Annotated in this window: 11 protein-coding genes and 1 tRNA gene; 6 read left to right on the top strand and 6 right to left on the bottom strand. The window is 41.3% G+C overall.

All coding sequences use genetic code 11. The annotated features are described in order from the left end of the window. Positions 1-54: 54 nt before the first annotated feature. Positions 55-939: an AraC family transcriptional regulator gene (locus ACX3PU_RS06360; protein WP_459084111.1), complete on the top strand. Its 885-nt coding sequence runs from the start codon at positions 55-57 to the stop codon at positions 937-939. Positions 940-979: 40 nt separating this feature from the next. Here ACX3PU_RS06360 and ACX3PU_RS06355 read toward each other — a convergent pair. Both ACX3PU_RS06355 and ACX3PU_RS06350 read right to left on the bottom strand, forming a co-directional pair. Beyond that, positions 980-1,051, bottom strand: a tRNA-Arg gene (locus ACX3PU_RS06355). Between the two features lie 110 nt (positions 1,052-1,161). Further along, positions 1,162-2,181, bottom strand: a complete 1,020-nt coding sequence (locus tag ACX3PU_RS06350; RefSeq protein WP_459084110.1) for a M28 family metallopeptidase — start codon at positions 2,179-2,181, stop codon at positions 1,162-1,164. Positions 2,182-2,567: 386 nt separating this feature from the next. On the opposite strand from ACX3PU_RS06350, the gene ACX3PU_RS06345 reads away from it, so the two are divergent. Beyond that, a complete protein-coding gene (locus ACX3PU_RS06345; protein WP_459084109.1) occupies positions 2,568-3,461 on the top strand; it encodes an EamA family transporter in 894 nt (297 codons plus the stop codon). Positions 3,462-3,790: 329 nt separating this feature from the next. On the opposite strand, the gene uvrA is transcribed toward ACX3PU_RS06345, so the two are convergent. Beyond that, positions 3,791-6,577, bottom strand: coding sequence for an excinuclease ABC subunit UvrA (gene uvrA / locus ACX3PU_RS06340; protein WP_459084108.1), 2,787 nt, complete (start codon positions 6,575-6,577; stop codon positions 3,791-3,793). A gap of 277 nt (positions 6,578-6,854) precedes the next feature. On the opposite strand from uvrA, the gene ACX3PU_RS06335 reads away from it, so the two are divergent. Together ACX3PU_RS06335 and ACX3PU_RS06330 are read left to right on the top strand one after the other, a co-directional pair. Continuing rightward, positions 6,855-8,663: a TonB-dependent receptor plug domain-containing protein gene (locus tag ACX3PU_RS06335; protein WP_459084107.1), complete on the top strand. Its 1,809-nt coding sequence runs from the start codon at positions 6,855-6,857 to the stop codon at positions 8,661-8,663. A gap of 33 nt (positions 8,664-8,696) precedes the next feature. After that, positions 8,697-9,407, top strand: a complete 711-nt coding sequence (locus tag ACX3PU_RS06330) for a DUF2490 domain-containing protein (RefSeq protein ID WP_459084105.1) — start codon at positions 8,697-8,699, stop codon at positions 9,405-9,407. Between the two features lie 8 nt (positions 9,408-9,415). Here ACX3PU_RS06330 and ACX3PU_RS06325 read toward each other — a convergent pair whose 3' ends face one another. Then, positions 9,416-9,859 (bottom strand): phosphohydrolase, encoded by a 444-nt coding sequence (locus tag ACX3PU_RS06325; RefSeq protein ID WP_459084104.1) that lies wholly within the window; start codon positions 9,857-9,859, stop codon positions 9,416-9,418. A 147-nt stretch (positions 9,860-10,006) separates the two neighbouring features. Between ACX3PU_RS06325 and ACX3PU_RS06320 the strand changes: the two genes are divergently transcribed. Together ACX3PU_RS06320 and ACX3PU_RS06315 are read left to right on the top strand one after the other, a co-directional pair. Continuing rightward, complete coding sequence (locus ACX3PU_RS06320) at positions 10,007-10,318, top strand: hypothetical protein (RefSeq protein ID WP_459084103.1); 312 nt, start codon at positions 10,007-10,009, stop codon at positions 10,316-10,318. A 22-nt stretch (positions 10,319-10,340) separates the two neighbouring features. Next, entirely contained in the window at positions 10,341-11,870 is a 1,530-nt protein-coding gene (locus ACX3PU_RS06315) for a SulP family inorganic anion transporter (RefSeq protein ID WP_459084102.1), read from the top strand. A 320-nt stretch (positions 11,871-12,190) separates the two neighbouring features. On the opposite strand, the gene ACX3PU_RS06310 is transcribed toward ACX3PU_RS06315, so the two are convergent. After that, complete coding sequence (locus ACX3PU_RS06310) at positions 12,191-13,981, bottom strand: acyl-CoA dehydrogenase family protein (protein ID WP_459084101.1); 1,791 nt, start codon at positions 13,979-13,981, stop codon at positions 12,191-12,193. A 19-nt stretch (positions 13,982-14,000) separates the two neighbouring features. Further along, a complete protein-coding gene (locus ACX3PU_RS06305) occupies positions 14,001-15,182 on the bottom strand; it encodes a thiolase family protein (RefSeq protein WP_459084100.1) in 1,182 nt (393 codons plus the stop codon). Positions 15,183-15,198 lie beyond the last annotated feature (16 nt).

Genomic DNA, 15,198 nt, shown 5'->3' with positions numbered 1-15,198 from the left:
TAGACTAGGATTGAATGGTATTTTTTATCTTTACTCGGTAATTTTGATTCACAAATGAGAGGGAATAAAACACCTGAAAAATATACGATTGATACAATTCGAGGTTCTGCGAGCGATTTCGATGGATTTAACATTTATGAATTTGAAACTTTTTTGAAGGATGCAGAGCATCTCTCAAAATCGCACCGTCATAATTTCTATACCTTCATCTTCACTTTAAAAGGACACGGATCGCATGTCATTGATTTTGAAGAGTATGAACTGAATGCAGGACGACTATTCTTTATCAATTATGATCAGATTCATTCTTGGAACATACAGGGAGATTTAAAAGGGTATGTGATTTTATTCTCCAGATCCTTCTACAATCTAATTTATACAGGAAATGAGTCCATAAAAAGCGACTCCGCGTTAGACAATTTGCCAAGCTATATTGATGTGGCACCAGAAGAAATGGGTTCTTGGACTGTTCTTTTCGAAAGTATTTATTACGAGTTTTTAAAAGGCCAAGAGTTCTCAAATGAAATCATTTGCCTTTTTCTTAAAGCATGTGTTCTAAAGATTCAACAAAGTCCAGAGCAGTCGAACTACCGCAATAATAAAACAGACCACAAAAGTGCACTTGTTCAGGAATTCGTATTGCTGGTTGGACAGCATTTTAGAGAACTGAAACTAACAAAAGACTACGCTAAGCTCCTTTCCATTACCCCGAACTATCTTAATGCGGTAGTGAAGGAAGTATTAGGAAAAGCGGCGGGTACTTTAATAAAAAACCGTACCGTTTTAGAAGCCAAACGACTTTTGGCTCATTCCAATCTATCAGTTCGTCAAGTTTCTTTGGAATTAGGCTTTAGTGACAATTCTCATTTTGGGAAGTACTTTCGAAATGAGGTGGGCTCTACACCCGTTGAATTTCGGAACCACTCCAAGGTGAATTAGTTTTGCTGCTACGTTGAAAAACAGCTTCAAACCTGCGTCGTGACTCCACCAAGAATCGAACTTGGATCTAAAGTTTAGGAAACTTCTATTCTATCCGTTGAACTATGGAGCCTTGAAAGGGCATTAGATTGCGCCTACTATTGAATTTAGGTAACACAAAAATACAAATAACAAATCCCCAATGCAAGCGCAGTTGGGGACTTTGTGTTATTTTGTTTTCGTTTATCTTGTGTTCTTTCCGTCCACAATAATTCGGTTGTCACGGTTTGCAAGTTCCCACGCCGTGGCAAAAACCAGTTGCGTTCTCTTTTGAAGTAGATCGTAATCGATTTTGTCAGGAGTGTCTGTCGTTTTGTGATAGTCGGCATGGATTCCGTCAAAATAAAAAGCGACAGGGACATTGTTCTTCGCGAAATTGTAATGATCACTTCTATAGTATAGTCTCATTTTGTCCGCTGGATCGTCGTATTTATAGTTCAGATCTAATTTCGTCGTTTTGTTATTTGCGGCCTCGTTAATGGTTTTTAATTCCGAAGAAAGCATTTCAGAACCGATTACATAAACATAATCTTTTCCTTCGTTTTCAGGATCGCTTCTTCCGATCATGTCGATATTTAAGTTCACAACCGTAGAGGCTAAAGGAAATACAGGATTCTCTGTATAGAAACGAGATCCTTGAAGTCCAATTTCTTCCGCAGTTACGTGAAGGAATAGAATCGATCTTTTAGGACCTTTTCCGTCTTTTTTAGCTTTGCTAAATGCTTCTGCAATTTCAAGAAGTGCGACAGTACCACTTCCGTCATCATCTGCTCCATTGTATACGACGCCTTCCTTGTTTTTTCCAACGTGATCGTAATGCGCAGAAATTACGATAAGTTCCTCAGGCTTTTCAGTTCCTTCGATATAAGCTAAAATGTTTTCGGAATCTGGATGCGTGGCTCCTCTACGATTTCCGAAATAAGCAGAAGGAATTTTTTGATAGAAATTGCTCATCGATGCGGGATGAGAAACTCCTATTTTTCCATATTCAGAAATCAGGTAATTTCCCGCTTTTTTCTGCCCTTCGCTGCCGGTAGCCCTTCCTTCCATCTCATCGGATGCTACGATATAAAGGTGTTTTTTCAAATCCTGGGCACTAATAGATTCGTAAGAAGATTTAAATGCCTTTCCGTCGTACCCCATGTTGACCGCGCAACTACTGAGGATAAATGCGGAAAACAATAGAACAATTGGTTTTCTCATAAATATCAAATTTTTTTTAAAGGTAAAAAAATTAAATGATAATTTGGCTATGATGTGCGGTGCATAGCGATATTCCTAGGGATTGGGTGAATGGATTTAGTTTGTAGAGGGTAGAAATAAGAATTGGATTTAGGGAATTTACGAAACAGGGTTCGAGAGGTAACTTTCCAAAAATCAACACGATGAGCGCGTTAACTCAAACTTAATTGTAAGAAGAAAAATTAGAAGGGTAGAAATAGATATTTAAGGGTTTTGTTCCGTAATTTTACCGTAGAATTAACCGTGGCGCTAGAAGGTAAAAGCTTTTTTGGTCACGGCCACCTAAAAAGAACTAGACAAGTGCAAGTTTAGTCCCACTAACAAAACCCTAATATGAAATTCAATCCATGAGCGTAGCTACTCATTTGTCTACAAAACATCTTTTGTTTGCACTTCTAGTGGTCCTGGTTTGGGGACTCAATTTTATCGCCATATTTGTAGGCTTGAAGGAACTTCCTCCCTTTCTTTTCTGTACGATTCGCTTTGCGATGTCTGCGATACCTTTTGTGTTCTTTCTTCCTAGACCCAAAGCGCCATTTCTTACTCTGGTAGCCTTTGGACTGTTTAATTTTGCCATTCAATTCGGACTGATGTTTAGTGGCATCTACTTTGGAATGTCACCCGGACTTGCCTCTTTGGTTGTGCAGGTCCAAGTCTTCTTTTCGATTGGACTGGCCTATTTGCTATTTAATGAAAAACCGGGAATTATTAAAATTATAGGATCTCTTATTTCCTTTATAGGGTTAGGGATCGTGGCCTCGAAGGTAGGTGGAGGCGTAACTCTCATTGGTTTGGTGCTCACAGTTCTAGCTGCGCTATCTTGGGCACTAGGAAATATCTTTACGAAAAAGATTAATGCAGACTCTCCTTTGGCCCTTGTGGTTTGGGGCAATTTGATTGCCCTTCCTTTTATGGCTGCTACTTCGTTATTTGTAGACGGGCCCGAGCTTATTTTACAGTCGATTCAGAAGATTTCGTGGGTAACGATAGGGGCTGTGCTATATGTGGTTTATTTCTCTACCCATTTAGCGTATGGGCTTTGGGCCTTTTTAATGAACAAATATGCCACTTCGGTTGTGGTTCCGTACACCCTTTTGATTCCCGTGGTTGGATTTCTAAGCACAGCTCTTTTTCTTGGGGAAGAATTAACTCCATGGAAGCTAAGTGCGTCGGCCTTTATATTAAGTGGACTTGTCTTTAATCTATTCGAGAAAAAGATCCTTGCCCTTTTCAAGAAATAATCTTGGAAAGGAAGTCTATTTTGAGATTCTCAACGAAAAACAAATCCGTTCTGCCCGAACGGATTTGCTAGATAAAGACATCTCATTTTTTTGATTAAACAACAACAAAAAAGAGAAGCCGACGGTGCTTCTCTCTAGATTTTATCTTCGATATTTGAGGACTTCTACGATGGGAAAATGAATTTTCATTTGATTTTCTTTTTCGAGTACATTTCAAAGATACTTAAAAAAATGAAAGTCCATATGAATAGAATGTTAAGATTCACGTCTTATCCACAAAATTTTGTGGATTAATCTACGGTAACAAATTGTAAATCAGCATGATTTATCTATAGTTTTTCAGCGACATATTCTGCCGTGCGAGACTTTTTGTTTTTTGCAAGTTCCTCTGGTGTGCCTGTAAAAACCAGCTCACCGCCGTGTTTTCCCGCCTCAGGACCGATGTCCACAATGTAATCGGCCGATTTCATAATATCGGGTTGGTGTTCAATGACCATAACCGAATGGCCCAGTTCAATCAAAGCTTGTAGGGAAGTAAGTAGTTTTTGAATGTCATGGAAATGAAGCCCAGTGGAGGGTTCGTCAAAAATAAATAAGGTTTTGTCTGTCGTGTACCCTTTCACAAGGAAGGAGGCCAGTTTAATACGCTGGGCTTCTCCACCGGAAAGAGTAGAGGAACTTTGTCCGAGTTGCAAATAACCAAGACCTACATCTTGGAGCGGTTTTAATTTGGTCACGATTTTGGTTTCCTCATTGTCTTGGAAAAACGCAAGGGCTTCGTCCACTGTGAGGTGAAGGATGTCTGAAATGTTTTTGTCGTCAAATTTAACTTCGAGAATCTCATTTTTGAACCTCGCGCCTTTGCAAACCTCACATTCAATTTCGATGTCTGCCATAAACTGCATGGAAACGTTGATCACACCTTCTCCTTTGCATTCGTCGCATCGTCCTCCGTCGACGTTGAAGGAGAAATGCTTGGTTTTGTATCCCATCATTTTGGAAAGTTTTTGCTTTGCAAATAACTCTCGAATGTCATCGTAGGCTTTTAGATAGGTAACGGGATTGGATCGGGAAGATTTCCCAATTGGATTTTGATCAATAAGCTCTAGGTTTTTCACTAATTTTTTAGGAAAACTTACACTGTCGTAATCCCCTTGTTTCCCTCCGTGTCCAAGTTGAATTTGAATGTCATTTTTCACAATGTCTTTCATGAGTGTGGATTTTCCACTTCCGGATACCCCAGTAATGACCGTAAGCATCTCAAGGGGTAGATCTACATCCATGTTTTTGAGGTTGTTTTCCCGAGCCCCTCGAACTTTCACATATTCTTTGGGTTCTCTTCTTTTTGCTGGGACTTTAATTTCAAGTCTTCCGGTTAGGTATTTGGAGGTCAAGGTATCTGCGTTTTTGAGAGCAGTAAAATCCCCTGCAAACACGAGTTCTCCTCCTAAGTAGCCTGCCTCTGGACCAATGTCAATGATATAGTCCGCGGCTCGCATGATGTCCTCGTCGTGTTCCACCACAATCACGGTATTGCCTAAATCCCTAAGATTTTTTAGAACATGGATTAAGTTTTGGGTGTCTCTCGAGTGGAGTCCAATAGAAGGCTCATCGAGGATATAAATGGACCCTACGAGGGAGCTTCCAAGGCTCGTGGCTAAATTGATACGCTGACTCTCTCCACCGGAAAGGGTGTTGGAGGTTCGGTTTAAATTTAAGTAGCCTAGTCCTACTTTTAAAAGAAAATCAATTCGAGTTCGAATTTCATAGAGCAATCTTTTGGCCACCTCTTGATCATAAGGGTTTAGTTCAAGAGATTCCATTACCACTTGGAGTTCATCCAAAGGCAGCTCGATTAAGGATTGAATGGAATGAGAGTCTACTTTGACCCACTGAGTTTCTTCTCGAAGTCGTAGCCCTTCGCATGTAGGGCAAAGGGTTTTCCCGCGGTAGCGCGAAAGCATCACACGGTACTGAATTTTGTATAGGTTTTCTTCCACCATCGCAAAGAAGCGATCAATACTAGGGAAGTTTTTAGAACCGTCTCCTTTCCATAAGTAATTCTTTTGCTCTTTGGAGAGTTCATTGTAAGGCTTATGAATCGGGAAGTCTTGTGCTTTTTTAATAAATTCTTTCTTCCATTCGCTCATGCTTTCTCCTCTCCAGCTAGCCACCGCATCTTCGTACAAAGAAAGACTTTTGTTAGGAATCACCAAATCGGGATCAATTCCAATCACTTTTCCGTAGCCCTCACAGGTAGGGCAGGCGCCTAGAGGGTTGTTAAAACTAAAGAAATGAACATTGGGTTCTAGAAATTCAATGCCGTCCAATTCAAATTTATTGGAAAATTCAAAAACTTCTTGGGTTTGCGTGTTTTTAAGCGAAAGATTGCCTCTTCCTTCGTAAAAGGCGAGTTGGATTGAATCGGCTAAACGTTGAAGAAAGCTTTCTTCCTCTTGATAGAAAAACCTCTCAATGACTAGATTTACTTCCATTTTAGGCTCAGGAACAAATCCAAAGCTTTCAAGATCCTCAATAGCCACTACATTTCCATCGACCTCAAGTCGGTTGAATCCCGAGAGTTTCAAGGTTTTCAAAACTTCACTGAAATCTGCTTTTGTAAAACGAAGCGGGACACGAAGTAGAAAAGGGGTTTCTTTCTCTTGGGTTTTTAGAAAGTCTATAATGCTTGTCACCGTATCTTTGGTGACCTCGCGGTTCGATACGGGTGAAAAGGTTCTTCCAATTCGCGCAAAGAGCAATTTCAGATAGTCGTAGATCTCCGTGGAAGTACCCACAGTGGATCGAGGATTAGAGGAAATTACCTTTTGTTGAATGGCAATGGAGGGTGCTAGTCCCTTGATGTCGTCAATTTTGGGTTTTTCTAGTTTGCCCAAAAATTGTCTTGCGTAGGAACTTAAACTTTCCACGTACCTCCTTTGACCCTCGGCATAAATGGTGTCAAAGGCAAGAGAAGATTTTCCGCTTCCGGAAACGCCTGTAATCACCACGAGTTTGTTTTTGGGAATCAGGACGTCAATATGTTTGAGATTGTTAAGATGGGCATTTTTGACAAATAGCTCCTTCTTAATATCGATAGCATCAGATGTTTTCATGTTGAAATTCGAGAGCACAAAATTACGCAAAAATATTTGCCTAGTGCGATGCATTGATGGGAAGAATCTTTGGAACCATTTTCTGAATTAGTGCTCTTATAGGTTTCGCCAATTTAAATTAGAATTTCCATAGATAAATAGTGTAAATATCCTTGTTGTATTGCGAAAAACATAATTATATTTGCCCCTAAAATTGCGCAAAATACTCATCAATAAAGTGTTTTTGGCAATTTATTAGATTATACAATTTTAGATTATTTGTTAAAATTTTACATTTATGAAAAGATCCAGAGTCGCGATTTTCGCCCTTTTTGTTGGGATGTCCCTTTTTGGGCAGAGTCAAGAAACCGAATTAGAGGAAGTTTCTATTGAAGGGAAATTCATGTCACTTTCTTATAAAACTCTCAATGAAAATACGGTGGTAATCACCCGACGGGATATTGAAAGTTCTCCTGCGCAAAGTTTGGATGAAATTCTGCAGCAAACCTTAGGGCTTGATGTACAGCGCCGAGGGGTGTCCGGTGTGCAATCGGATGTCTCAATTCGGGGAGGCTCTTTTGAACAAACCCTGATTTTGATTAACGGAATCCGCATGAACGACGCGCAAACTGGACACAATTCCTTTAACATACCTGTGGATCTAGAGAATGTAGAGAGAATTGAAATTGTAAATGGCCCTGCTGCGCGGCGTTTTGGTAACAATGCATTCGCAGGGGTTGTCAATGTAGTCACAAGGATAAGTGAAAAGGATCATGTTCGAATCAAAGCGGAACTAGGGGACTACTCTTCCTACGGACTCAGCGCAAGTGCTGCGCTAGGAACGGAAAATTTCCGGCATTTACTTCAAACCTCAACAAGTGCCTCAGAGGGCTATCGACACAATACCGATTATAAAATTCAAAATGTTTTTTATCAAAATGAACTTCGTATCCCTGAGGGAAAACTTAAATTTCAAGCAGGATTCACGGAGAGGAAATTTGGAGCCAATGGGTTTTATGCCTCGCCGTTGGCCACGGAACAATACGAAGAAACTCAGGCTTCTGTTGTAAGTATTGGACTGGAGAAAGCCGTGGGGAAGGTCCAGCTTAAATCAAATCTATTTTGGCGAAGAGGTCAAGATCTATACTTATATGATCGCGCCATGCCGCAGGGATATCGAAATATGCACATTGGCAATACGTACGGGGGCGAAATTAATGTAGGAGTCCCATCAAAACTTGGGTATTCGGGCATTGGAATCGAACTAAGGCAGGAAGATTTAGCGAGTAACAATCTTGGGGGACGAAACCGTTTCTTAGCGCAAGGATTCTTTGAGCATCATTTTTCTTTCTTCGAAGAAAAATTGCAAATAGTCCCTGGAATCACTTGGGCTAATTACTCTGGTGTGGGTTCCTTCTTTTATCCTGGACTTGATCTCGGGTACAATCTTAGCTCTAGGCATAAACTTTATGCAAACGCCGCAAGAGTGCATCGCATCCCAACCTTCACAGACTTGTATTATGTGAGTAAAACCGAGATAGGGAATCCCGATTTAAGTCCTGAAAATGCATTTAGCTATGAGTTTGGATATCGGTATTTGCATAAAGGGATTCTTGCCAAAGCGAGTGTCTTTGGTCGCGAAACGAAGAACGGAATCGACTGGATTAAAAACGAGCCTGCAGATCCATGGGTGGCTCAAAACGTGGGGAATATTTCAACCCTCGGGTTTGAGGCTGAGCTCTCGGTTAGACCGAATCGTTTCGTACAGTCATATTCCCTAGGCTATACCTATTTAAATCAAGAACTTGACACGAAGGCAGAGCTTTCCAAATACGTACTCGATCATCAGCGTCATCAGCTAATCGGAAAACTTGAAAATCGCTTGACAAAGCATCTTACCACTGAATGGGTTTACCGTTTTCAATCGAGAGCAGACGGATATAGCTATCACCTCCTAGATGCGAAACTGCAATACGAGCTCTCAAAGGTGGAACTTTTTCTTCTGTTGCAGAACTTAACCAATACGCAGTACCACGAGGCCTTCGGCGTACCTATGCCGGGTCGCTATTTTCAAATAGGAGCAAGTGTGAGACTTGATTTCAAATAAAAGAATTAAACAAAAAAACGTACTTTTGCATCCATGAAAAAAATATCCATTTTCCTTGCTTTTTTCTGGGCAGTTCTTCATAGTGCGCAGCTTTCGAGCTACAATTCGATGAGCCTTAATTACAAATTCCACCCGAAATTCTTTATTTTCGGAGAAATTCAACTAAGAGGAATTGAGGATTTTTCGTATCCTGACTACTATGAGGTTAAAGGAGGGTTAGGGTATAATTTAACTTCCAATCATAAACCTTTGCTTGGAATTGGAAGGTATGCCACTTATTCAGAGCATAATTTGGACAAAGAAGAATTTAGAATTTGGTTGCAGGACGTGGTGAACGTGCAAAAAGGAGTCGTCAAGTTTGAAAATAGAGTGCGAGCGGAGAAAAGTTGGTTTTACGAACCCGACGTAGATAAGAAAAGCGGCAGAACAAGATTTCGTTACCGTTTAAACGTTTCGGTTCCCTTAAATAAAAAGAAGATTGAGCCGGGAACTATTTCTGTGAACGCTTACAACGAGGTCTTTTTTACGCCTTCAAAAACAGAACATGCCTTCTCTCGAAATCGTTTGTATAGTGGTCTAGGGTATCAGATTGACGAAACCATTGGGCTAGCAGGCGGTTATTTGTGGCAAAGAGAATTTGCCTCCAAGGGGAATAAAAATATAAATTTTATTTATTTCGCGCTTAATTTTAATATCGATTCCACGGACGACGAAAAAGACTATAGTTTCCCAAGTGCGGATTAACTTTCCGTTTAGTATTTCGCAATTAAATACCGGTACGCATTATGGTACTTTTGAAGTCTCTTGAAATCGTGAGAACTAAGTTCATCCGGATACCGGGCAAGATCCATATTGTCTCTTAAATCATTTAGTTTGACAGAAATGGCAAGTGAAGAGGCTTCAATTCTTAAAATAAAGTCGCTATAACTTTCTTCGGGATCCATTTTGCTTAAGCATTTTACGGCAAAGAGAATGTCGTTTGGAAACCCAACACTTTCAAGATATTCCAAATTGTATTCTGGGCAGTCTTCGACCACATCGTGAAGAGCACCAACAATTTTTTCGTCGAGTGTGCGACCCGCAGCGGAGACTCTTAAAACATGGGCTATGTAAGGAGCGTGATAGCGGTCGGTTTGACCTTTGTGCGCTTTGTTCGCAATCTTAATTGCTTTGTGTAATAATTCTTGTTTTGTCATATAAGAAAAGGTTCCGAAAAGTAAAATTAACTATTATTTTGGTTTTGAACAAAAACTAATTGTGTCATTTTTTCTTGAAAAAGTAGGAGCAAGGGTCCTTAAATTAAATCTTATTAAGTAGTTTTGAACTCGAAAACGAATTTACTTATGAGTTTATCGCCGGAAGGCCAAATAATATTTAATAAGCTTTGTCAAGAATTAAGCATGGATGGGTTTAAACGACTTAGCGAAACTTCGTTTTACCAAGTGGTAAGCCGGATTCGGGTTTCGCTAGTGGACAATGCGCTTTTTGTGGAACAAAACGGAAAATGCTATAGCATTATACCGGAAACCCAATGGGCTGCGCTGGGCTCAGGGATGGAACCTATTCTTTTCAAACTAAAACTCATGCTCGTCTATGGACTAAGGTCGGAAATGGAAAGGGTGAGTAGTCTTTTTTCTCAGATTTTTTTAAATTAGTCTCTACCCATAGAACGCGCGTATGGAGAAAGTAATCAATCTCTTTGATTTTCGTAAAAAAATTAATTTCAAAAATGAACTTTTCGCCGGTCTCACCGTCGCCATGACGATGATTCCGGAATCGCTTTCCTTTGCCATCTTAGCCGGACTTTCTCCTTTAACTGGACTCTATGCGGCTTTCTTGATGGGACTCGTAACGGCGGTTCTCGGTGGAAGACCTGGAATGGTTTCAGGGGGAGCAGGGGCCACCGTTGTTGTGCTCATGGCCCTTGCAAGTTCGCACGGCGTCGAGTATCTTTTTGCAGCTGTGGTCTTAGGAGGTTTTATTCAGATTTTAGTCGGCGTATTAAAATTAGGGAAATTAGTCCGCCTAATTCCGCAGCCTGTCATGTATGGGTTTTTGAATGGACTTGCCATTATCATTTTCATGGCTCAACTCTCGCAGTTTAAGGTTTTCCAAAACGGAACGGAAAGTTGGTTAGAAGGCTCGGCCCTTTACCTAATGGTATTTCTAACTCTTCTTACGATCGCCATTGTGTATGTGCTTCCAAAATTCACAAAAGTAGTTCCCTCTTCTCTGGTGGCCATTGTGGTGGTTTTTGCCCTGGTGTACTTTCTAGGAATCGACACTCGGCAAGTTCAAGACATTGCATCGGTTAGTGGTTCGTTTCCCAAATTTCATGTGCCAAATGTCGCTTTTACTTACGAAACACTTCAAGTTGTTTTTCCCTACGCTTTGGTCATGGCCGGTGTAGGATTAATCGAGAGTCTTTTAACCTTAAACATGGTGGATGAAATCACGGCCACAAAAGGAAACTCCAACAAAGAAGCCGTGGCGCAAGGTGTTGCAAATGTCACCAATGGATTCTTTGGTGCTATGGGGGGCTGCGCGATGGTAGCTCAAACCATGGTGAATCTTGGTGCAGGAGGGCGCACACGAATTTCAGCGATCATTGGATCGCTAAGCATTCTACTAATTATTCTCGTGGCGGGTCCTGTAATCGATCAAATTCCTATGGCTGCTTTGGTGGGAGTGATGATGATGGTGGCCATTGGAACTTTTGAATGGGCCAGTTTTCGTATTATTCGTAAAATGCCAAAAGCCGATATTTTGATCGGCGTGTTAGTGGCCCTAATCATAGTCATTAGTCATAATTTGGCATTGGCCGTTTTGATCGGTGTCATACTTGCGGCACTGGTATTTTCCTGGGAAAGTGCAAAACGAATTCGAGCCCGTAAATTTCTTGATAAGGAGGGTGTGAAACATTATGAAATCTACGGCCCACTTTTCTTTGGCTCAACCACGGCATTTCTCGAGAAATTTGATCCCGCAGGGGATCCTTTAAAAGTGGTGGTCGATTTTAAAGAAAGCAAAGTGGTGGATATGTCCGCAATCGATGCGCTCAATAAATTGACCCAGCGCTATTCTAAACAAGGCAAAATCGTTCACTTAAAGCATCTAAGTCCGGATTGTCGAAAGTTATTAAGCAATGCGGATGCGGTAATTGACATTCATATTCTAGAGGATCCATCCTACGTGGTTATGAAATAGACTTTGTTCTTACTAATAATGGAACCGAACAGAAGGAGGTCTATTTGCAAGGATTTTGAAGTAATAGGGTAGGCTAAAAACACGGTAATATGCAATGCTATTTTATTCTAAATTCAAATTTTTCACTTTAATTCTTCTTACCAAGTTAATACCTAAAAAGGTAATTAAATTTTATACTTAGAGACCGTACTGTTTTTTGGAGGAGCTTACCCATAGAAGGCTACGCCGTAGATGGAACGGGTAAAACCAGAGATATAAAAGTAAGTAGCCGCCCCAATACGGAGGCGGCTACTACAATTTTCGAAAAGGATAACTCGTTTTTAGTAAGCTCCTTTGTCAATGAAGTGCGCCGCAATTTTCTCGGTTAACTCCACAACATTTGGTGTGTTTGTGTATTTTGTAAATCGTCTAAGCCCTGAAAGCATCATACGCTGTTCGTCACCTTCTGCAAACGAAACAATTCCTTCTTTTGCAGCTACGATGGTCTTTTCTACGGCTTTGTAAAGATTTAGTCTAGCCATGCTCGCTTCTACAGAATCGCTTGCAAAATGCTTTTCAGCTCGTAGAATAGCGGATTCAGCGATGTATATCTGGTTTAAGATTTCAGAGGCATTCAGAAGCAAGTGCTGTTGGTTTTCGATCTCCGTCATGTATTTTTGAAGAGCAGCTCCTGAAACCATTAAGAAGACTTTCTTTAAGTTATGAAGCACCGCTTTTTCTTCTGACATATATTCGGAGAAATCGGGAACCTCAAACGATGGAATTCCCATGAGTTCTTTTCCGATAGCCATGGCAGGGTTGAGCAAATCAAGTTCGCCTTTCATTGCTTTTTTGATAAGCATCCCTACGGCCAGTAGACGGTTGATTTCATTCGTACCCTCGTAGATTCTACCGATACGGGAATCACGCCATGCCGCTTCCATTGGTGTGTCTTCGGAGAAGCCCATTCCACCGTATATCTGAATTCCTTCGTCGGCGATGTGTTGAGTTAAATCCGAAATGTAAACCTTCAAGATAGAACATTCTACGGCAAACTCTTCTAAAGCTTTTAATTCCGCTTTCTGGTGGTCCATTCCAGAGGCGGCATTCTCTTTAATTTTGTCCTCTACATTTTTCGCTGCGCGGTACGCGGCGGCCTCAGAAACAAAAATACCCGTAGTCATTTCTGCTATTTTTTTACGAATAGCTCCAAAGGTAGAAATCGATACGCCGAACTGCTTTCTTTCCTTTGCATACGCAATAGAAAGATTCGTAATGCGTCTTTGTCCATCTAAATTGGCAGCACCTAATTTGATACGCCCTGCATTAAGTGCGTTTAGGGCAATTTTAAATCCATTGTTTCTTTCTCCCAGTAAATTCTCTACAGGAACTTTCATTTCATTGAAAAAGACCTGACGAGTCGAAGAGGAGCGAATTCCTAGTTTGTGTTCTTCTTCTCCCAAAGTAAGACTTTCTGGATTTTCTAGTTCGGATCGATTGATCACAAAGCCGGTGATGTTTTTATCGTCTTCAATTTTGGCGAAAAAAGTAAAAGTATCCGCAAATCCTGCATTCGATATCCACATTTTTTGTCCTGTCACAAGATAATGAGTTCCGTCTGCGGAGAGCTTTGCTCTAGTTTTGCCCGAATTAGCATCTGATCCGGCGTCCGGTTCTGTCAAACAGTAAGCACCAAATTTTTCTCCCGTAGCGAGAGCCGGTAAGTATTTTTGTTTTTGCTCCTCCGTTCCATAGAGTAGGATAGGAAGGGTTCCAATTCCGGTATGAGCACCGTAGGCAGTGGCCAAAGAACCGTTTGAACCTGAGACCACATCGCAGACAAGCATGGTGGTGACAAAGCCCATTTCAAGTCCCCCGTACACCTCGGGAACGGCAATTCCTAAAGCTCCAAGTTCTCCAAGTTGTTTCATACACTCCTCAGTCAGAGCATAATCTTTCTTCTCAAATCGTTCTCTTTTTGTGTCGACCTCGCGCTCCATGTATTCCTTTAGCGAATCGCGTAGCATTTTTTGTTCTTCAGACAGTTCCTCTAGTGAGAAAATTTCTTCTGCTGGGATGTCCTTGATTAGGAATTCACCCCCTTTTATTGTGCGGTTTTCAGTATCGCTCATTGTTTTTACTTTTTATTCGTTATAGTATTTCAAAAATAGAGGCTGCGCCCTGTCCGGTTCCTACGCACATGGTCACCATACCGTATTTACCTCCTCGGGCTTTCATTTCGTTCATTAGTTGCACGGTAAGTTTCGTTCCTGTGCATCCAAGCGGGTGTCCAAGTGCAATGGCTCCACCGTTGACATTTAAAATGTCTGGATTTAGATCCAGTTCTTTAATTAGTGCAACGGATTGAGAAGCGAAAGCTTCGTTCAGTTCAATAAGGTCCATGTCTTGTAAGGAAAGACCTGCCTGCTTTAAGGCTTTTGGAACCGCGTACAAAGGACCCATCCCCATGATTCTTGGTTCTAACCCCGCGGCCGCGTAGGCCACCAATCTCGCTTGAGGTTCAAGACCAAGTTCTTTTACCATGTCTTCTGACATAACCATCACGAAGGCAGCTCCGTCAGACATTTGAGATGAATTTCCTGCCGTGACACTACCTCCGTTAGCGAAAACAGGGCGAAGTCTAGCAAGTCCTTCCATGGAAGTGTCCTTTCGTGGACCCTCGTCTTGTTTGAAATCAAACTTTTTGGTTTGCACCTTTTGGTTCTCATCCAAAAAAGTATACTCGACGGGCAAAGGAACTATCTGACTTTCAAATTTCCCTTCGGCCAGTGCATTGAGCGCTTTTTGATGCGAACGGAATGAAAACTCATCTTGCTGCTCACGAGAAATGTTAAATTGAGTGGCTACCGCTTCTGCCGTGTAGCCCATTCCCCAATAGTAATCCGGATTGGCTTTGGCCATGTCGGCTTCAGGCACAGGCTTGTAGCCTCCCATCGGAATGTAACTCATACTTTCCGTACCTCCTGCGATAATGCAATCGGCCATACCGGCCTGGATTTTAGCACTTGCAATAGCAATGGCTTCTGAACCCGAGGCGCAGTAGCGATTGACTGTCACTCCAGGTACCTTTTCGGTGTTAAGTCCCATGAGGGAAATCAAACGAGCGACATTTAACCCTTGTTCCGCTTCAGGCATGGCATTTCCTACGATTAAATCGTCGATTCTGTTTTTGTCTAAACCGGGCAATTCTGCCATTAGTTTTTCAATTACTCTTGCGGCCATCACGTCGGGTCTTGTGAACCTCAGACTTCCTTTGGGCGCTTTTCCTACGGCTGTTCTATAGCCTTTTACGATATATGCTGCTTTTGACATTTTTTTGTTCTTTAAG

Source organism: Chryseobacterium sp. A301, assembly GCF_054489425.1.
This window is presented reverse-complemented; position numbering and strand designations above follow the sequence as displayed.

What these genes read in the sequence shown, in the direction of transcription:
- ACX3PU_RS06360 (WP_459084111.1), top strand. Translation starts at nt 55, where the DNA reads ATGAGAGGGAATAAAACACCTGAAAAATATACGATTGATACAATTCGA.
- ACX3PU_RS06350 (WP_459084110.1), bottom strand. Translation starts at nt 2,181, where the DNA reads ATGAGAAAACCAATTGTTCTATTGTTTTCCGCATTTATCCTCAGTAGT.
- ACX3PU_RS06345 (WP_459084109.1), top strand. Translation starts at nt 2,568, where the DNA reads ATGAGCGTAGCTACTCATTTGTCTACAAAACATCTTTTGTTTGCACTT.
- uvrA (WP_459084108.1), bottom strand. Translation starts at nt 6,577, where the DNA reads ATGAAAACATCTGATGCTATCGATATTAAGAAGGAGCTATTTGTCAAA.
- ACX3PU_RS06335 (WP_459084107.1), top strand. Translation starts at nt 6,855, where the DNA reads ATGAAAAGATCCAGAGTCGCGATTTTCGCCCTTTTTGTTGGGATGTCC.
- ACX3PU_RS06330 (WP_459084105.1), top strand. Translation starts at nt 8,697, where the DNA reads ATGAAAAAAATATCCATTTTCCTTGCTTTTTTCTGGGCAGTTCTTCAT.
- ACX3PU_RS06325 (WP_459084104.1), bottom strand. Translation starts at nt 9,859, where the DNA reads ATGACAAAACAAGAATTATTACACAAAGCAATTAAGATTGCGAACAAA.
- ACX3PU_RS06320 (WP_459084103.1), top strand. Translation starts at nt 10,007, where the DNA reads ATGAGTTTATCGCCGGAAGGCCAAATAATATTTAATAAGCTTTGTCAA.
- ACX3PU_RS06315 (WP_459084102.1), top strand. Translation starts at nt 10,341, where the DNA reads ATGGAGAAAGTAATCAATCTCTTTGATTTTCGTAAAAAAATTAATTTC.
- ACX3PU_RS06310 (WP_459084101.1), bottom strand. Translation starts at nt 13,981, where the DNA reads ATGAGCGATACTGAAAACCGCACAATAAAAGGGGGTGAATTCCTAATC.
- ACX3PU_RS06305 (WP_459084100.1), bottom strand. Translation starts at nt 15,182, where the DNA reads ATGTCAAAAGCAGCATATATCGTAAAAGGCTATAGAACAGCCGTAGGA.